This is a genomic window from Microlunatus sp. GCM10028923, from assembly GCF_042666975.1.
Lineage (GTDB): Bacteria > Actinomycetota > Actinomycetes > Propionibacteriales > Propionibacteriaceae > Microlunatus.
In genome coordinates, this window is the sequence record NZ_JBHTFF010000017.1 from 41,115 (window position 1) to 58,386 (window position 17,272).

Genomic DNA, 17,272 nt, shown 5'->3' on the forward strand with positions numbered 1-17,272 from the left:
CGATGATCGCGGTCGGAACCGTCACACTCGGCGCGGTTCTGCTTGGGGTGGTGGTTCAGCCGGTGCGGAGGCCGTTCAGGGCCGGGCCCAGCTTGGTGATCAGGCGCTCGCTGATCCGGTCGATGTCGGCGTCGGACATGGAGCCCTTGGCCGGCTCCTTCTTCTTGATCAGATTCAGCCGCGGCACCGGCCGGCCGAGGATCTCCTGCTCCTCGCCCCAGACCCGGTCGTCGTTCTTGATCAAGTCCCGGACCACCGCGAGGTACGGTTCCGGGTCACCGTAGACGCCGTAGAACTTGGTCGGCGTCAGCGCGAACGGGACCAGGCCGTCGGCGAACACCGACTCGAAGACCGCCGCGGTGACGCCCGGCGTGTGCTCCCCGCGCCAGTCGTCGAAGACCACGACGCCGTCGGACCGCAGCATCGACTTCGCGTTCCGGGCGTCCTCGCGGACGTACGGGTACAGGTGCGAGGCGTCGACGTGCAGGAACCGCACGGTGTCCGGCTGCACCGACTCCACGATCGCGGTGCTCGGCGCCTCGATGATCTCCGGCAGTTGATCATGGAGCGCGAGGTAGTTCTGCTCGAACTTCACCCGGTCCAGCGTCGCGTACGAACGCTGGGCCTCGGACCGGTTGGCCTGGTCGGCGGCCGTGTCGGTCAGCAGGTCGGTGCGGCCGAACAGGTCCAGCACGACGAACCGCTCGCCGGGCCGGACGTGATTGCCGATGATCACCGCACTCTTGCCCATGTAGGTGCCCAGTTCGACGAGCACGCCGGGCGCCGAGTCGACCTGCGATTCGAGGATGGTCGCGAAGAGCTGGCGGTCGATCCACCAGAACCAGCCTGGGATGTCGGAGTATCCGCGGATGGGCTTGCTCATAGGGTCCTTCCGTTCCTGATCAGATTCCGGAGTGAGCGGTTGAGGATCGGCGGCAGCAGGGAGACCGAGGCCTGGGCGAGCATGCCCTTGACCGGGCCGTGGCGGACCATCCGCCGACGCAGCGCGACCAGGCTGTGCTGGCCGTTCGGCCGGCCGCCGCCGGGGCCGGCCGAGGTCTCCCGATGGAACTCTGCCGCGCTGCGCAGGTAGTCGGTCTCCCACGCGACGTGGGCGGGCCGGGTGCCGGCAGCGAGCAGTGCGTCGGCCCGGTCGGCGATGATCGCCGTCGAGGTACGGTCCCGGTCGAAGAAGTAGCTGTCCAGGAAGGACGGTTCCGGCGTGCCCAACTGGTCGGCGCCGATCGCGTCGAACGTGCGCAGCAGCCCGCTGTCCAGGAACACCTGGTTGCCGTACCGCTCGTGCACGCCGAGGTCGAGCACCAGGGCCACCCGGCAGCCGCGGTCCAGCGCCTCCAGGCAGGCCGTCGACGACATCGTGATCATCAGGTCGATCGATTCCAGCACCTCACCGATCGGCGTGTAGTCGATCTTGAAGTTGTGCGGCTGCTCGATCCCGGCCAGCACCGCTTCCGGGTGGTAGAGCATCTTGTGGAAGGTGTCCTCGCCGGGCCGGTGCCGCGGCTTCAAGATCACTTCGCGGTCCGGGTGCTCGTACGCGTAGTCGACCAGCTTCTGATACACGTACCGCCGCTCGACCTCGCGGCCGGGCACGGTCGGTTGGTCGGCGAACAACACCCGCCGGATCGGGCCGGTCCGTTGCGGCAGCGGTCGCGGGCTGAGGAACGGCAGGCCGGTCAGCACCAGGTTGTCCGGCGGCAGTCCGAGCCGGCCGCCGACGGCCGTGAAGTGATCGAAGTCGGCCACCGAGTTGACCGCGACGATGTCCGAGCCGCAGCGGTCCAGGTAGCCGGCGGTGATCTTCTCGATGATCACGCCGACCCAACCGGTGATCAACACCGGTCCGGCGACCCCGGCGGCGCGGCGGCGGTCGGCCAGCTCCACGCTGAAGCCCTTGGTGATCGGTCCGGACAGCCCGCAGACCACGACATCACTGGTCACGGCGAGGTCGAGCAGCTCCGACCAGCTCATCGAGTCCACCCGGTCGAAGCCGGCGTCGGTGATCTGCTGGGCCGACAGCGCTGACCGTACGTCCGGCACCACGACCCGGCACGCGTAGCCGCGGCCGGCGAACTCGTCGCGAATCCGCCCGCACCATTTCAGCTGCGAGTCGAAGGCAGCGATGAACAACGCGTTTCTCGGCACCCGCGGAGACTAGGGACCGACGCTGAACACCGAGTGAACTGACGGCAACGTGTCCGAAACGAGGAGCTTCAGTGCCCAGAGGGAACGTTCGGGCTGAGCGGTTCGGCCCGGACCCGGTCCAGTGGGAGCTGCGCGTAGAGATGCGGGTACGGCTCGCCGGCGTCCAGGTCCTCGGCCACGATCGGGTCGCCTGGCTCCGGGTCGAGCCGGAGCAGCACCAGGTCGGCGTCGGCGTGCTCGGGATAGGCACGTTTGCGGACGCCGTCGACCTGGTCGGCGAAGCTGAGGTGGACGTACCCCTCGGTGTCGTAGGGCACGTCGCGGGTGGACCACGGGTACTCCCCGGCGGCCTGGGCGGCCTGCCAGGTGGCGGCCTCGGTCAGGTGGAAGACCGGCCCCTGCACCGGTTCGCGGTCGCCGAGCAGGCCGAGCTCGACCAGCCGGGCCCGCAGGGCCGCGGAGTCGGTGAACTGGATCCCGGTCAGCCCGACCTCCTCGGAGCCCGCGATGTTCGCGGCGACGTCGTCGATGAAGACGGTGCTGCTCGCGTCGAGCCCGTACCGCTCGATCAGGAGGCGGAAGATCGCCGGGTCCGGCTTGGCCAGCCGCTCGGCGCCGGAGACCAGGATGTCCTCGAACCGGTTGAGCAGGCCGAACCGGCGCCGGGCGTGCGGGAAGGTCTCGTGCGACCAGTTGGTCAGCGCCAGCAGCCGGACCCCGGCACGCTGCAGTTCGGCGATCACGGCGCCGGTGCCAGGGATCATCCCGGTCAGCGTCTTGGGGAAGTTGAGCCGGTAGGCCTGGATCGCGTCGGTGTGCTCCGCGCCGTGCTGCTCGACCAGCAGGGCCTCGCCCGCCTCGAAGGTCCGGCCGGCGTCCTGGGTGTGATTCCAGGTCCGGAAGTCGATCTTGTCCAGGAACGCCGGCACGTCCTCCGCCGGCAGTACGGTCGCGAAGGCGGGCACCGGGTCCCAGCCCAGCACCACCGCTCCAAGATCGAACACCACCGTGGAATAGCTGGATTCGGGCATGCGCGCCAACCTATCCGACGCCGGTCCGGCCCTTCCGTTCAGGCCTCGACGATCTTCCAGTACGAGTCCTTCCGGGAGATTTTGTCGCCGCGGAACTCCCAGTGGTCACAGCCGCGCGCCCGGATCGTGGTGCCGTCGGCAGCGGTGCCGGTGATGGTCCACTCCGAGACCCCGAGATCGCCGCTGACCCAGTGCCGGCCGTCCTCGTACCGGACGTCGGGAAGGCCGGCGAAGCGGGCCGCGAAGGCCTCCCGCACCGCCGCTCTGCCGGTCACCCGCCGGCCCCACGGTTCGGGTCCGCGCGGGGCGTCGAAGGAGCAGTCGTCGACGAAGTGCTCCATGATCGCGTCGAGGTCGTGCGCGGTGAACGCCGCCATCACCTGCTCCAGCACCGCGATCCGGGTGCTCGCCGAGTCGGTGGTCTCCATGAACCCTCCTGGACGGTCAGCGACGATGCGGCTCGGGCAGGCCCCGGCCGAGCTGGTCCAGGGCGTCGGCGACCAGGTCGGCCAGCGGCAGCGGGCTGCGCCGGTCGGACCAGACCCGCAGCGCCGCCTTGATCGCGCCGCCGGCGGCGGTGGCGACCAGCGCCGGGTAGAGGTCGTGTTCCGGATCGGTGCCGGTGCGCGCGGCGATGGCCGAGACGAGGTGCCGTTCCATCTCGTGCACCCGGGCCATGAAGTACGGCAGCAGGCTCGGCTCGCGGCGGGCCAGCCGGAATTGGGCGACCCATTCCCGCGCGTCGTCGTCGCCGAACTCCATGGTGTCCATCAGGGCGTGGTGGATGGCGTCCAGGATCGGCTCCCCGGCCGGACGCTCGGTCAGCGCGGCGACGAACCGGTCCAGTTGATCTTCGGTGTCCGCCATCACCGCCTCCTCCTTGGTGGAGAAGTAGTTGAAGAAGGTCCGGGCCGAGACGTCCACCTCGGCCGCGATCCCCTCCACGGTGACCTTGTCCCAACCCAGCTCGAGGGTCAGCCGCAGTGCGGCACGACTCAGCGCGACCCTGGTCGCGCGCTTCTTGCGCTCCCGCAGTCCAGTGGGAACGGACATGGCCTCACGGTAGCAAGGCCACCCTGTGTGCACTGATTCACATCAAGAAACTTTGCAGATCGCGCAAGATCACTTCTAGGGTGGATGAACTGGCGGAATCCACCGAAGGAGTACGTGCACCATGACGCAGCCGTACGCGACCGAGACCCTCACCCCGCTCCCGACCCAGCGCAACACCCCCTTCGATCCGCCGCCGGCGCTCCGCGACCCGGCCTGGCTCGGCCCGGTGCGGCCGATCCTGATGGCCGGCGATCGCCGCGGCTGGCTGGTCACCGGCTACGAGGAGGCGCGTCAGGTGCTGGCCGATCCGCGCTTCTCCGCCGACCGGGCGAAGGCCGACTCCCCGATCCGGACCCGCCGCGCGCAGGACGGCCGGGAGACGCCGCCCGGCATGTTCATCTCGCACGACCCGCCGGACCACACCCGCTACCGCAAGCAGCTGACCGGGCTGTTCACCGTACGGCGGATGCGGGCGCTGTCCGGCCGGATCGAGGAGTACGTCGACGAACGGCTGGACGCGATGGAGGCCGCCGGCGGGCCGGCCGACCTGGTCGCCGAGTTCGCCATGCCGGTGCCCTCGCTGGTGATCTGCGAACTGCTCGGCGTCGACTACGCGGACCGCTCCCAGTTCCAGGAGTGGACCGCGAAGCTGCTCAACCTGGAGACCCCGGTCGAGGAGGTCGGCGAACTCTGGCAGCGGCTGGACGACTTCATGCGCGACCTGGTCCGGCACAAGCGGCGACACCCGGCGGACGACATCCTCGGCGGCCTGATCGACTCCGACACCGCCTTCACCGACGAGGAACTCGCCAACATCGGCAAGCTGCTGCTGATCGCCGGCCACGAGACCACGGCCAACATGATCGGGCTGAGCACCTTCGCCCTGCTGCAGCACCAAGATCAACTGGACCGGCTGCGGCGCGACCCGGAGCTGATCCCCGGCGCCGTCGAGGAACTGCTCCGCTACCTGACGATCGTCCAGTTCGTGGCGGTACGGGTGGCGCTGGAGGACGTGGAACTCGGCGGTCACCTGATCCCGGCCGGCGAGACCGTGGCGATGCACCTGCCGGAGGCGAACCGCGACCCGAACCAGTTCGCCGACCCGGACGCGCTCGACGTGACCAGGGAGCGGGTCCGGCACGTCGCCTTCGGCCACGGCATCCACCAGTGCCTCGGCCAGCAACTGGCCCGCACCGAGCTGGTCGTCGGCCTGGGCAAGCTGCTCGCCCGCTTCCCCGGCCTCCGACTCGCCGTCGACCCGAGCGAAGTCCCGCTGCGACACGACATGGTGATCTACGGCGTGCACCGACTCCCGGTAGCGTGGTGAGCATGCCGATCAAGATCATCGCCGACCGCGACGTCTGCGTCGGCTCCGGCAACTGCGCATTCACCGCGCCGGAGCTGTTCGACCAGAGCGAGGACGACGGCACCGTCCTGGTGATCAAGGACGTGCCCGACCCGGACCAGGAGGAGGCCGCCCGCGAAGCCGTATCCTTCTGCCCCTCCGCCGCCCTCTCCCTCCAGGAGTAGACGCCCCCAGAACCCCGCCGACCGGGCACAACCGCAGGCCTTCTGGCGGCGTGTCGCTGCGGAATTGACCAGTCAGCCGGCGCACCGGGGTCGGGCACGACCGAAGGCGGCGCGCTCGCCATCGCAGAGGTCCGGAGCAGCCCGACCGCCAACGACCTCGGCAACCCCACCCACTAGCGGAGCGGGAGCACACCGAGTGGACGCGTTGACCCCGATCTGAGCCGATTTGCCGGTCAAGGCGTCCACTCGACGACGTCGGCCGGCCTAGGCCGAGATCATGGCGCGGCTCGGTGCTCGTGTTGGCACAGCGGGCAGGGCGAGCTAGTCGCAGCGCGGCGCCTGGTCGAGCAGGGCCTCCCAGTAGCGCGCCACGACGACCGCGTCGTCGAAGTCGGCGATAGAGTCCCGCATCGCCTCGGCGTACAGGTCGAACCGGCGGCCGACCGTGCGGCGCCGAAGCTGATCTGGGCCCGGCGGCCGTCGCAGGGGAGCTCGGACCGGGTCACGTACCCGTCGGCCTCCAGGCCCCCGAGCCCAGGCCCATCTCCTTGACCACCCGCTCGTGCAGCAAGATCATCTGCGACACCAGGTGCTGGAATCGGTCCCTGATCGTCCGCTTACCTTGTGACGCCGGGCCGCGCCGATTCGGAGTTGATCATGGAGCGGTGAGCGACACCGCGGGGATCAGAGCCGGCCCAGCCAGTTGGTGATCAACTGGCGGCCGGCATCGCCGGACTTCTCCGGGTGGAACTGGGTGGACCAGACCGGGCCGTCCTCGACCGCGGCGACGAACCGGTCCCCCTCGTGATCGGCCCAGGTGATCTTGCCGGCCAGTTCGGGGTGCAGCCGGATCGAGTCCGCCCGCACGCCGTACGAGTGGACGAAGTAGAAGCGTTGCCGCTCCACCCCGGCGAACGCGGCGCTGTCCGGCGGCGGCTGGACGACGTTCCAGCCCATGTGCGGCAGCCGTACGGCCTGCAGGCGCTCGACCGTGCCGGGCCAGACGCCGCAGCCCTTGGCCTGCTCGCCGTGTTCGATCCCGTCGGTGAACAGCACCTGGTGCCCGACGCAGATCGCCAGCACCGGCCGCCCCGCGGCGATCCGCTCGGCGATGATGTCGTCACCGCCGACCGAGGTCAGCCCGTCCATGCAGGCGGCGAACGCGCCGACGCCCGGCACCACCAGGCCGTCCGCGCGCAGGGCCGCCTCGCGGTCGGCGGTCAGCTCGACCTCGGCCCCGGCCCGGGCGACGGCCCGTACGGCCGAGCGCACGTTGCCGGAGCCGTAGTCCAAGATCACGACGCGGGGTCCGCTCATGATCTACAGCGCGCCCTTCGTGCTCGGCACGCCGGTGACCCGTGGATCCGGCTCGATCGCCGTCCGCAGGGCCCGCGCCAGCGCCTTGAACTGGGCCTCGATGATGTGGTGCGGATCCCGACCCGCCAGCACCCGTACGTGCAGGCAGAGGTGGGCGTGGAAGGCCAGCGTCTCCAGCACGTGCCGGGTCAGCGATCCGGTGTACGGCACCGTGCCGCCCGCCGAACCGGCCGGCCCGCCGCCGATCCGTACGTACTCCTGACCGTCCGGCTCGCCCGTGTGCACGCAGTACGGCCGCCCGGACACGTCGACGACGGCCTGGGCCAGCGCCTCGTCCAGCGGCACCAGCGCGTCGCCGAACCGGCGGATCCCGGCCTTGTCGCCGAGCGCGGTCCGGATCGCCTGGCCGAGCACGATCGCGGTGTCCTCGACGGTGTGGTGGGCGTCGATGTGGATGTCGCCCACCGTGTGCACGTCGAGATCGATCAACGAGTGCTTCGAGAACGCGGTCAGCATGTGGTCGTAGAAGCCGACCCCGGTCAGGATGTTGGAGCGGCCGGTGCCGTCCAGGTTGAGGCTGAGCTTCACCGACGACTCGGACGTCTCGCGCTCCACCTGAGCCGTCCGATCACCTGCAGTCCGGTCGGTCACCGCTGTGTCTCCCTTCGTCACCCGGACAGTGTCCTCCCCCGGAATCCGGGACACAATTCACGGGTGCCCGGGCAGCAACTCTGCCAGCGGGCGCGCCTCCACGTCCGCGGCCGGACGGGACAGGTAGAACTCGGCGTGCAGGTAGCCGTCCGACTCCTTGCCCGCCGGGTCGAGTCCGCGAGAACTGACCTCCGAGACCGCCCACTGCTTCTCCTCCGGCCCGGTGAACCGGCGCTGCGGAAAGGTCTGCGTCACCCGTTCGGTCTGCAGGCCGCGGGCTTCCAGGGCGTCCTCGATCGGTTGATAGTCGTACGTGCGCAGGCAGAACGCCGCCACCCAGGCCGAATCCGCCGTCACCTCGGTCAGCCGGCCGAAGGTCCGGTCGGTCACGTAGCCCACCCCGCCCGTGGTCGTGATCAGGTCGACGTCGGCGACCTGCGCGGTGAGCTCGTCCGAAGGTTCCTCGAGCTCCAGGTTCGCCACGATGCCCGCGTCGAGCGCACCGGTCTCGACCGCGTAGTCGAGCGCGTTCCGGGCCACGTCCAGGCCGACGACCTCGGGGCCGCCGGGGCGTGCGTGGTCGGCCAGCAGTTTCTGATCGAGCTCGACCAGCCGGTCCCGGGACAGCGACTGGCTGGCGGCACCGCGATAGTGCGCGTAGACGTCGCTGAGGTCGAGATGGGTCTTCATCAGGGTCGCGACGACCCCGTAGGAGCAGCAGACGTCGAGGATCTTCGGCGGCCTGCCGTTGTCTGCGGTACGGGCCTGCAGGACCTCGGCGAACAGGTCCGCCCCGTGCTGGGGTACGAGATAGTCGAACGCCTCGAGTGTCGAGAAGTACTGGCGTGGATCCGGTTGGTCGTAGATCGAGTCGAAATCGGTCTTCTGAGTTTGCGGATCCGTGGTCATAGCCCTCCCGTGGCCGACTCCCGAGTCGTTGCCGACCCCGCGCCGGCAACCGGTTACCAACCTACCCGGTGCCCTCCGGCGCGAGGACGGCGGTCAGCGCGGCCTTGAACGCCGCCATCTCCTCCGGCGTCCCGGCGCTGACTCGGAGCCAGCCGTCCGGCCCGGTCTCCCGGATCAGCACGCCGCGGTCCAACAGCCCCTGCCACACCGCGTGCCGGTCGGGGAACCGGCCGAACAGGATGAAGTTCGCGTCCGACTCGGCCACCTCCAGGCCACGGCCGGCGAGCCAGCCGGCCAGGTCGTCCCGGGCGTCGCGCAGGTCGGCCACCCGGGCCAGCAGTTCCTCGGAGTGGGCCAGTGCTGCGCGGGCCACGGCCTGGGTCACCGCCGACAGGTGGTACGGCAGCCGGACGATCCGCAAGGCGTCGACGAACGCCGGACTCGCCGCGAGATAGCCGAGCCGGCCGCCGGCGAAGGCGAACGCCTTGGACATGGTGCGGGACACCGCCAGCCGCGGATACCGCGGCAGCAGCTCCAGGGCACTCGGCGTGCCGGCCCGGGCGAACTCGTAGTAGGCCTCGTCGACCACGACCACCCCGGGCGCCGCCTCGATGATCAACTCCAGCGTGGACAGCGCGACGGCGGTGCCGGTCGGGTTGTTCGGGCTGGTCACGAACACGACGTCGGGCCGGTGTTCCTTGATCGCCGCGACGGCCTGGTCCGGGTCGATCGTGAAGTCGTCCGCCCGCGGCGCGGTCAGCCAGGCGGTGTGGGTGTCGCGGGCGTACTCCGGATACATCGAGTACGTCGGAGCGAACGACAGCACACTGCGGCCGGGCCCGCCGAACGCGCCGAGCACGTGCAGCATCACCTCGTTGCTGCCGTTCGCGGCCCAGACCTCGTCGGCGGTCAGGCCGTGGCCGAGGTAGCGGGCAAGATCATCACGGAGTGCCCGGGCCTCCCGGTCCGGGTAGCGGTTCATGTCCGTCGCCGCGGTTGCCGCTGCGGCCGCGATGTCGGCGATCACCGCCGCACTCGGCGAGTACGGGTTCTCGTTCACGTTCAGCCGGTACGGCACGTCCAGCTGCGGCGCACCGTACGGCTCCTCGCCGACCAGTTCCGGGCGCAGCGGAAGATCATCGAGGCTCGCCTTGGCGGTGGCGGCGGCCTCGGCCTTGGCGTTCACCGGTCGCCCTGGAACCGGACCGACACGGCAGCACCGTGCGACGGCAGGTCCTCCGCGTTGGCGAAGTTCTCGATCTGGCCGGCGATCTCGGCCAGCGCGGACTCGGTGTAGTCGATCACGTGCACCGCCTTGACGAAGCTGCGTACGGTCAGCCCGGCCGAGTGACAGGCGCAACCGCCGGTCGGCAGCACGTGGGTGCTGCCGGCCGAGTAGTCGCCCAGCGAGACCGGCGCCCACGGACCGAGGAAGATCGCGCCGGCGTTGCGGATCCGGCTGGCCACCGAGGTCGCGTCCTCGGTTTGCACCTCGAGGTGCTCGGCCGCGTAGCCGTTCGCCACGGCGATGCCCTGATCAAGATCATCGACGAGCACGACGGCCGACTGCTGGCCGTTCAGCGCGGTCAGGATCCGGGCGGTGTGCTTGGTGGCCGGCAACTGGCGCTGCAACTCCGCACCGACCGCCTCTGCCAGGTCCTCGTCCGGAGTGATCAACACCGAGGCGGCTTGCGGATCGTGCTCGGCCTGGGAGATCAGATCCGCCGCCACGAACCGCGGATTCGCGGTGTGGTCGGCCAGCACCGCGATCTCGGTCGGGCCCGCCTCCGCGTCGATGCTGACCCGGCCCTTGAGCAGCCGCTTCGCGGCGACCACGTAGCTGTTGCCGGGCCCGGTGATCACGTCCACCGGCTCGCACAGGCCTTCGACCCCGTACCCGAACATCGCGATCGCCTGCGAGCCGCCGACGGCGTACACCTCGGTGACGCCGAGCAGGTGGCAGACCGCGAGGATCGACGGGTGCGGCAGGCCGCCGAACTCCGCCTGCGGCGGCGAGGCGACCGCGATCGACCCGACCCCGGCCACCTGGGCCGGGACCACGTTCATGATCACGCTGGAAGCCAGCGGCGCGCGGCCGCCGGGCACGTACAGGCCGACCCGGTCGACCGGGATCAGCCGCTGACTGACCCGTGCTCCGGGGGCCAGTTCGATCATCGACTCCGGCTCGCCCCGCTCGACCACGCACACCTCGCGGCGCCGCCGGATCGACTCGTTGAACGCGCCGCGCAGGTCGTTGTCGAGCTCGTACGCGGCGCGGGCCAGGTCCGCGGCCGGCACCCGGAAATGCTGCGGCACCACATGATCGAATTCCTCGGAGAACTTCTCCAGGGCGGGCACGCCGCGCTCCGCGACGTCCTCGACGATCGGCCGGACCGCTTCGACGGCGGCTTCGATGGCGAACTCGGCCCGCGGCACGACCGAGCCGTAGTCGATCGCCTCGCCATGGGCGGACCGGCCGCGGAGGTCGATCCGGCGCAGGTTCAGTGAGGTCTGTGGCACGGGCCGATTCTACGGAGCGGGGCCGGGAACGCCTCGCCAATATCCCATCGTGGCCGTCGGGCCCGTCTGCCACAATCCGCTGGGTGACCGAGCCCGCCGCCGAACCGTCCGAACCTCGACAACGTGGGCGGATCGTCCGGTCCGCCGTCGCGATCGGGCTCTACGCCGGAGCGTTCGGGGCCTCGTTCGGCGCGGTGTCGGTCGGGTCCGGGCTCTCCGTCGGGCAGACCATGGTGCTCAGCCTGGTGCTGTTCTCGGGCGCGTCACAGTTCGCCTTCGCCGGAGTGGTCGCGGCCGGCGGCGCCCCGTTCGCCGCGATCCCGGCTGCCCTGCTGCTCGGTGTTCGGAACGCGTTCTACGGCGTACCGGTCGCCGAGATGCTCACCCCGCGCTGGCCGGCCCGGCTCTGGACCGCGCACTTCGTGATCGACGAGACCACGGCGATGGCGTCCGGGCAGCCGGACCGGCCGTCGCAGCGGTACGCCTTCTGGTCGACGGGCGTGATCCTGTTCGTACTGTGGCAGTGCGGCAGTCTGGTCGGTGCCCTGCTGGGCAGCGTGATCGACCCGGCGACCTTCGGCCTGGACGCCGCGGCGCCCGCGGTGTTCCTGGCCCTGCTCTGGCCGTCGTTGCGCCGGCCGCGCGCCCGCTGGACCGCCGTCGGCGCGGCGGCACTGGCCCTGCTGCTGATCCCGCTCGCGCCGACCGGGGTGCCGGTGATCGCGGCGGCCGCGGTGGCGGTGGTCGCCGGCCTCGCCCCCGACCGTGACCGGCCCGCGGCCGCCGGAGCGCCGGCATGACCGCGCTCTGGGTCGCGGTGATCATCGCCGCCGTGGGTTCGTACCTGCTCAAGCTGGCCGGCCTGTCGCTGCCCGAGTCGGTGCTCAATCATCCGAAGGTGCAGCGGATCGCGCACTACCTGCCGATCGCCATGCTGTCCGCGCTGGTGATCACCGAGCTGTTCGACGGCGGCCGGCGGTTCAGCGTGGACTGGACGGTGCTCGCCGGATTCGCCGCCGGCGTGCTGATGTTGATCTTGAAGCGGGGCCTGCTGGTGGTGTTCGTGGTGGCGGTCGCGGTCACCGCGGTGCTCCGGCTGATCTTCTGATCATGAGCCCGACTCCACTACCGGGAGCACGGAGTAGGTGACGGCGATCCGGCGCCGGCCCTCCCCCGCTACCGGCCGGTCGCCACGGTAGGACCTGAGCAGCCGGTCCAGCTCGCGCCGCACCTCGGCCACCTCGTCGTCGGTCATCCAGTAGGTCGAGACGCTCATCGAGGTGAACCCTTCCTGATCTTGCTCGGGCAGCGTCCGCAGGTGCCGGATCCGCTGCCGTTGGTCGTCCAGCATCGCCTCGAACAGCGCGTCCGCAGCCCCCGCGTCGCCGGCGCCGTGACCGGCCCGGATCGCGAGCACCGTACCGGCCGCCCGCCAGGGCCGATTCCGCCCGTCACCGTCCGCGGCTTCGTCCCGGATCACCACGCCCCAGCGCTCCAGCGCCCGCAGGTGGTAGCTGAGCGCGCTCGGACTGAGCGACGTGCGACCGGCCAGCTGAGTGGCGGTCATCGGCCGCTGCTCGGCGTACAGGATGTTGATCACCCGCTGTCGGGCCTCATGCGCGATCGCCCGGATCGCCCTGGCGTCGGAGAGCTCGACCTGTACCTCGTCCTCGTCACGCATGGCCCCAGGCTAACGAAGATCTGAAAGAAGTGCTTGACATCTTCCTCGGGGATTCCTAGGCTCATATCTGAAAGAGTTGCTTCAGATCGGAGAGTCATGACGTACGGGCACGAAATCTGGCTGACCACCCGCCTCGGCCTGCCCGGCCCCGGCTCCGCCGACCGGCAGGATCCCGACCAGGCCCGGCACCTCGCCGCAGCCGTCCGCCTGCGCAGCGAGTCCCGCCGCCAGGCCCGAGTCCACCACCGGGCCACCCGCCTCCGCCGCCGAGCCGCCCTCCTCCTCCGCCGCGCCCACCACCTCGAACCCGCCCTCTGAAGCGCGTCCGGCCCGAGCGACCTCGTCGAGTGTGAGGGTTCGCACCCATGATCACGATGTCAGCCGGTCGTAACCTCACACTCGATGGAGGCCACGGCCCGGTCGGGGCTCAAGATCGCGTGGTGCGTCGCGACAGTCCAGGTGGGCCTAGCGGTGGCGGTGAACCCGACCCCTAGTCGACCGAATCGCTGGCTCGGGTTCCCAAGTCTTCGGCGCTACACGTACTTGACCTCCACCCCCATCCCCCTCCGCCGACTCGGCACAACTGCAGCGACACGCCGCCAGAAAGCCTGCGTTCGTGCCGAGTCGGCGGAGGGACTAGGAGGCGCGGAGGCGGAATTCGAGGGTGCTCAGGCCGAGGCCGAAGGTGGCGTAGCCGGCGTTGCAGTCGATCGCGCTCTCGTCCTGCTCGTCGTTGGGGCCGGTGCAGGTGGTGCCCAGGTAGTGGCGGCCGTTGTCGTCGGCCAGGGCGACGGCGGATTCGATGATGGCCGTCGCCTTCGCGGAGGCGGGGTCGCGGCGCAGGGCGGACAGGGTGGACCAGGCCCGGCGGGCGGCGGGGCGGCAGTCCTCGAGGCGGTCGTCGATCGTGCAGTCGAACATGGCGCGGGTGTCCTGGCGCAGCCGGTCCCCGAAGCGCCGGCACAGTTCCCGCGCCGCAACCTCGCTGGCCATCGGCGACGGGGAGGCACTCGGCGACCGGCAGCCCTCGGGCAACGGCTCGCGACCGCCGGGTTCCGTCACCACCGGCCCGGGCCGGGTCGAGGCCGTGGCCGACGCCGGCGGAACCGTCTCCTCGGCACCGTCAGAGCTGGTCAGATCCCGGACCACGACGAAGCCGCCGACCGCGATCAGGACCGCCGCGACCAGGCCGAGTACCAGTGCCACCTGCCCGCGCGGCGGGTCCGGGTCGGCCTCCGGATCGAGGTCCGGCTCGGCGGTCCGGCCCGGGCCGATGCTGAGGCCTGGTTCGGGGTCGGAGTCGGACACCCGCCGAGGCTACCCGGACCGGGGCCCGCCGATGCGAGACCCGGCGACGGCAGCGAACACGCCGCCGGATTTGGCTTCGGCCGACCGGGTGGACAAAGGTGTGGTCGGCGAACCCGGTGTCGGAACGAGGAGGCGCGGATGGCGAGCGGCGGCACCCCGGCGACCGCCCTGCTGACCAGGGCCAAGATCAACTTCACGCTGCACCCGTACGACCACGACCCGGCCACGACCGGGTACGGCGACGAGGCCGCGGCCGCGCTCGGCGTCGACCCGCAGCGGATCTTCAAGACGCTGGTCGCCGACGTGGCCGGCACCTCGGTGATGGCCGTGGTCCCGGTCGCGCGGCAGCTGGACCTGAAGGCGCTGGCCGCGGCCCGGGGCGCGAAGAAGGCCATGATGGCCGATCCCGAGGCCGCGGCCCGGCTGACCGGGTCGGTGGTCGGCGGCATCTCGCCGCTCGGGTCCCGCCGGCCGCTGCCGGTGGTGATCGACGCCTCCGCGGAGACGTACCCGACGATCTTCGTGTCGGCCGGCAAGCGCGGCCTGCAGCTGGAACTCGCCCCGGGCGACCTCCGGACCGCCGCGAAGGGCGCCTTCGCGGCCATCGCTCACTGACCGCTTCATCTTCGACCCGGGCCGGGCCCGTCGGCAAGAATGGCGGGATGGTGGTGATCGACGGGCAGCAGGTCCGGCTGACCAACCTCGACAAGGTGCTGTATCCCGAGACCGGGACGACCAAGGGCGAGGTGCTGCTCTATTACACCGAGATCGCCGACCGGATCCTGCCCCAGCTGGCCGGCCGGCCGGCCACCCGGAAGCGCTGGCCCAACGGCGTCGGCACCGAGCGGGATCCCGAGATCGTCTTCTTCACCAAGAATCTCGACTCCGGCACGCCGGACTGGATCACCCGCCAGGGCATCACCCACAGCGACGGCGTGAACAACTATCCGATCATCGACTCGCTCGCCTCGCTGACCCAGATGGCGCAGTACGCGGCGCTGGAGCTGCACGTCCCGCAGTGGCGGTTCGACGCCGACGGGAACCCCGGGCATCCCGACCGGCTGGTCCTCGACCTCGACCCCGGACCCGGCGTCGGGCTGGCCGAGTGCGCCGAGGTGGCCCGGCAGCTCCGGGACCTGCTGACCGGCATCGGCCTCACCGCTGTGCCGGTGACCAGCGGCAGCAAGGGCCTCCACCTGTACGCAACCCTGGCCGGCGACGTCACCTCGGACGGCGCCAGCACGCTGGCCCGCGAGCTCGCCCGGGCCCTGGAGTCGGCCAACCCCGACCTGGTCACCAGCCAGATGAAGAAGTCGCTCCGGCCGGGCAAGGTGTTCGTCGACTGGAGCCAGAACAACGCGGCCAAGACGACCATCTGCCCGTACTCGCTGCGCGGGCGTTCCCGGCCGATGGTCGCGGCACCCCGTACCTGGGCCGAGCTGGACGATCCGGACCTTGATCATCTCGACTATCACGAGGTGCTGGCCCGGCTTGATCAACCCGACCCGCTGGCCGAGCTGGTCCCGGCCGAAGAACGGACGGACCGGCTCAGCACCTACCGCAGCATGCGAGACGCCGCCAAGACGCCGGAGCCGGTGCCCGCCACTCCCCCGGCCGAGTCCGACGGCCGCTCCTTCGTGATCCAGGAGCACCACGCCCGGCGGCTGCACTGGGACTTCCGGCTGGAGCACGACGGCGTCCTGGTCAGCTGGGCCCTGCCCAAGGGGGTGCCGACCGACCCGGACACCAACCACCTCGCCGTCCAGACCGAAGATCATCCGTTGGAGTACGGCAGCTTCGAGGGCTCCATCCCGGCCGGCGAGTACGGCGGCGGCAACGTGACGATCTGGGACTCCGGCAGCTACGTCGAGCACAAGTGGCGCGACGGCAAGGAGGTGATCGCGACGCTGACCGGGCGGGACGACGGCGGGCTGGACGGTCCGCGGACGTACGCGCTGATCCACACCGGCGGCGGCAACCGGCCGGACAACCAGTGGCTGATCCACCTGATGAAGCCCGAGTCGGCGGCCAAGCTGCAGGACGAACCGGCAGAGACAGCGCGTGTCCGTCCGCGGAGCGGGGCGGGGGATCTGAAGGGGGTCGCCCCCCTTCACCCGTCTAGCAGCCCGGTGCCCGAACCGGTGATCCCGATGACGGCCGGGCTGGCCGCGGTCGGCGACTTCGGCAGCGCCGATGACTGGTCGTTCGAGATGAAGTGGGACGGGGTACGGGTGATCGCCTGCCTGGGCGGCGGCCAGGTGAAGCTGTACAGCCGGCGCGGGCTCGAGGTCACCGCGACGTACCCGGAGATCGCCGAGGCCTGCGCCAAGCTCGACACCGACCAGACCATCCTGGACGGCGAGATCGTCGCGCTGGACGCCGATGGCCGGCCGAGCTTCAGCCGGCTGCAGCACCGGATCAACGTGAGCAAGCCCGGCGACGTGGCCCGGTTGCGGTCCAGCATCCCGGTCCAGCTGGTCGCCTTCGATCTGATCATGGTCGGTGACCGGTCCCTGCTGCGCACCCCGTACACGGAACGGCGGGAACAGCTCACCGAACTGCTCGACGGAGCGGACCCGCGGATCCAGGTGCCGCCGGCGTTCGATGGTGATCTTGAAACGGCGCTCGAGGTGAGCGAGGCGATGGGCCTGGAGGGCGTCGTCGCGAAGCGCCGTACCTCGATGTATCTCAAGGGCCGCCGGGCCAGCACCTGGCTCAAGATCAAACACCGCCGGCACCAGGAAGTGATCGTCATCGGCTGGCGGGAAGGACAGGGCCGCCGGGACGGCAGCATCGGCGCCCTGGTGCTCGCCGTGCCGGACGGCGACGGGCTGCGGTACGTCGGCGCCGCCGGCAGCGGCCTCGGCGACGCCGATCTTGATCTTGCGATGGAACTGCTCACCCCGCTCGAACTGGCCAAGACCCCGTTGCCCGCGGTGCCGGCCGAGGAACCGCGCAGCGTGCACTGGGTGGAACCGGTGCTGGTCGGCGAGGTGGAGTACGCCGGCTGGACCGAACCCGGCCTGCTCTGGCACCCGGTCTGGCGGGGCTGGCGGCCGGACAAGACCCCCGACGACGTCGTGGTCGAGGACCCTTCCTGACCTGC

The 17,272-nt window shown here is 70.7% G+C and carries 19 protein-coding genes; 6 read left to right on the plus strand and 13 right to left on the minus strand.

Going from position 1 to position 17,272, the window contains the following annotated elements; genetic code table 11:
- Positions 1-55: 55 nt before the first annotated feature.
- The 5 genes from ACFQU4_RS31405 to ACFQU4_RS31425 all read right to left on the minus strand — a co-directional run bounded on the left by ACFQU4_RS31405 (position 56) and on the right by ACFQU4_RS31425 (position 4,250).
- Positions 56-883 (minus strand): class I SAM-dependent methyltransferase, encoded by an 828-nt coding sequence (locus ACFQU4_RS31405; protein ID WP_377499780.1) that lies wholly within the window; start codon positions 881-883, stop codon positions 56-58.
- Positions 880-2,166: a DUF6716 putative glycosyltransferase gene (locus ACFQU4_RS31410; RefSeq protein ID WP_377499782.1), complete on the minus strand. Its 1,287-nt coding sequence runs from the start codon at positions 2,164-2,166 to the stop codon at positions 880-882. Before ACFQU4_RS31410 ends, ACFQU4_RS31405 begins: the two co-directional genes overlap by 4 nt.
- A 68-nt stretch (positions 2,167-2,234) precedes the next feature.
- A complete protein-coding gene (locus tag ACFQU4_RS31415; RefSeq protein ID WP_377499784.1) occupies positions 2,235-3,197 on the minus strand; it encodes an HAD-IA family hydrolase in 963 nt (320 codons plus the stop codon).
- 38 nt (positions 3,198-3,235) lie between these two features.
- The gene (locus tag ACFQU4_RS31420; RefSeq protein WP_377499786.1) at positions 3,236-3,625 is read right to left on the minus strand and encodes a nuclear transport factor 2 family protein; all 390 of its coding nucleotides are present in this window, start codon (positions 3,623-3,625) and stop codon (positions 3,236-3,238) included.
- A 16-nt stretch (positions 3,626-3,641) separates the two neighbouring features.
- Positions 3,642-4,250, minus strand: coding sequence for a TetR family transcriptional regulator (locus tag ACFQU4_RS31425; RefSeq protein WP_377499788.1), 609 nt, complete (start codon positions 4,248-4,250; stop codon positions 3,642-3,644).
- 121 nt (positions 4,251-4,371) lie between these two features.
- Between ACFQU4_RS31425 and ACFQU4_RS31430 the strand changes: the two genes are divergently transcribed.
- Positions 4,372-5,577 carry a cytochrome P450 gene (locus tag ACFQU4_RS31430; protein ID WP_377499790.1) on the plus strand — a complete coding sequence of 402 codons (1,206 nt, stop codon included), beginning with the start codon at positions 4,372-4,374 and terminating at the stop codon, positions 5,575-5,577.
- A 2-nt stretch (positions 5,578-5,579) separates the two neighbouring features.
- Positions 5,580-5,780, plus strand: coding sequence for a ferredoxin (locus ACFQU4_RS31435; protein ID WP_377499792.1), 201 nt, complete (start codon positions 5,580-5,582; stop codon positions 5,778-5,780).
- A gap of 684 nt (positions 5,781-6,464) precedes the next feature.
- On the opposite strand, the gene hisH is transcribed toward ACFQU4_RS31435, so the two are convergent.
- From hisH to hisD, 5 genes are all read right to left on the minus strand, one after another.
- Positions 6,465-7,097: an imidazole glycerol phosphate synthase subunit HisH gene (gene hisH / locus ACFQU4_RS31440; protein ID WP_377499794.1), complete on the minus strand. Its 633-nt coding sequence runs from the start codon at positions 7,095-7,097 to the stop codon at positions 6,465-6,467.
- A 3-nt stretch (positions 7,098-7,100) separates the two neighbouring features.
- The gene (gene hisB / locus ACFQU4_RS31445) at positions 7,101-7,748 is read right to left on the minus strand and encodes an imidazoleglycerol-phosphate dehydratase HisB (protein ID WP_377499796.1); all 648 of its coding nucleotides are present in this window, start codon (positions 7,746-7,748) and stop codon (positions 7,101-7,103) included.
- A 57-nt stretch (positions 7,749-7,805) separates the two neighbouring features.
- Positions 7,806-8,657 (minus strand): hypothetical protein, encoded by an 852-nt coding sequence (locus tag ACFQU4_RS31450; RefSeq protein ID WP_377499798.1) that lies wholly within the window; start codon positions 8,655-8,657, stop codon positions 7,806-7,808.
- A gap of 61 nt (positions 8,658-8,718) precedes the next feature.
- The gene (locus ACFQU4_RS31455; RefSeq protein WP_377499800.1) at positions 8,719-9,843 is read right to left on the minus strand and encodes a histidinol-phosphate transaminase; all 1,125 of its coding nucleotides are present in this window, start codon (positions 9,841-9,843) and stop codon (positions 8,719-8,721) included.
- Positions 9,840-11,147, minus strand: coding sequence for a histidinol dehydrogenase (hisD, locus tag ACFQU4_RS31460; protein WP_377500012.1), 1,308 nt, complete (start codon positions 11,145-11,147; stop codon positions 9,840-9,842). The genes ACFQU4_RS31455 and hisD overlap by 4 nt, the downstream gene beginning before the upstream one ends.
- Positions 11,148-11,260: 113 nt before the next feature.
- Here hisD and ACFQU4_RS31465 point away from each other — a divergent pair, with 113 nt between their 5' ends.
- On the plus strand, positions 11,261-11,977 hold the full coding sequence (locus ACFQU4_RS31465) for an AzlC family ABC transporter permease (RefSeq protein WP_377499802.1): 717 nt from the start codon (positions 11,261-11,263) through the stop codon (positions 11,975-11,977).
- A complete protein-coding gene (locus ACFQU4_RS31470; protein WP_377499804.1) occupies positions 11,974-12,285 on the plus strand; it encodes an AzlD domain-containing protein in 312 nt (103 codons plus the stop codon). Before ACFQU4_RS31465 ends, ACFQU4_RS31470 begins: the two co-directional genes overlap by 4 nt.
- Here the strand turns inward: ACFQU4_RS31470 and ACFQU4_RS31475 are convergent, their stop codons facing one another.
- The 3 genes from ACFQU4_RS31475 to ACFQU4_RS31485 all read right to left on the minus strand — a co-directional run bounded on the left by ACFQU4_RS31475 (position 12,286) and on the right by ACFQU4_RS31485 (position 14,166).
- Positions 12,286-12,858: an ArsR/SmtB family transcription factor gene (locus ACFQU4_RS31475; protein WP_377499806.1), complete on the minus strand. Its 573-nt coding sequence runs from the start codon at positions 12,856-12,858 to the stop codon at positions 12,286-12,288.
- 81 nt (positions 12,859-12,939) lie between these two features.
- On the minus strand, positions 12,940-13,221 hold the full coding sequence (locus ACFQU4_RS31480) for a hypothetical protein (protein WP_377499808.1): 282 nt from the start codon (positions 13,219-13,221) through the stop codon (positions 12,940-12,942).
- 273 nt (positions 13,222-13,494) lie between these two features.
- Positions 13,495-14,166, minus strand: a complete 672-nt coding sequence (locus tag ACFQU4_RS31485) for a hypothetical protein (protein WP_377499809.1) — start codon at positions 14,164-14,166, stop codon at positions 13,495-13,497.
- Positions 14,167-14,304: 138 nt separating this feature from the next.
- On the opposite strand from ACFQU4_RS31485, the gene ybaK reads away from it, so the two are divergent.
- Together ybaK and ACFQU4_RS31495 are read left to right on the plus strand one after the other, a co-directional pair.
- Positions 14,305-14,781, plus strand: coding sequence for a Cys-tRNA(Pro) deacylase (gene ybaK / locus ACFQU4_RS31490; RefSeq protein ID WP_377499811.1), 477 nt, complete (start codon positions 14,305-14,307; stop codon positions 14,779-14,781).
- A 47-nt stretch (positions 14,782-14,828) separates the two neighbouring features.
- Positions 14,829-17,267 (plus strand): ATP-dependent DNA ligase, encoded by a 2,439-nt coding sequence (locus tag ACFQU4_RS31495; RefSeq protein WP_377499813.1) that lies wholly within the window; start codon positions 14,829-14,831, stop codon positions 17,265-17,267.
- Positions 17,268-17,272: the final 5 nt, after the last annotated feature.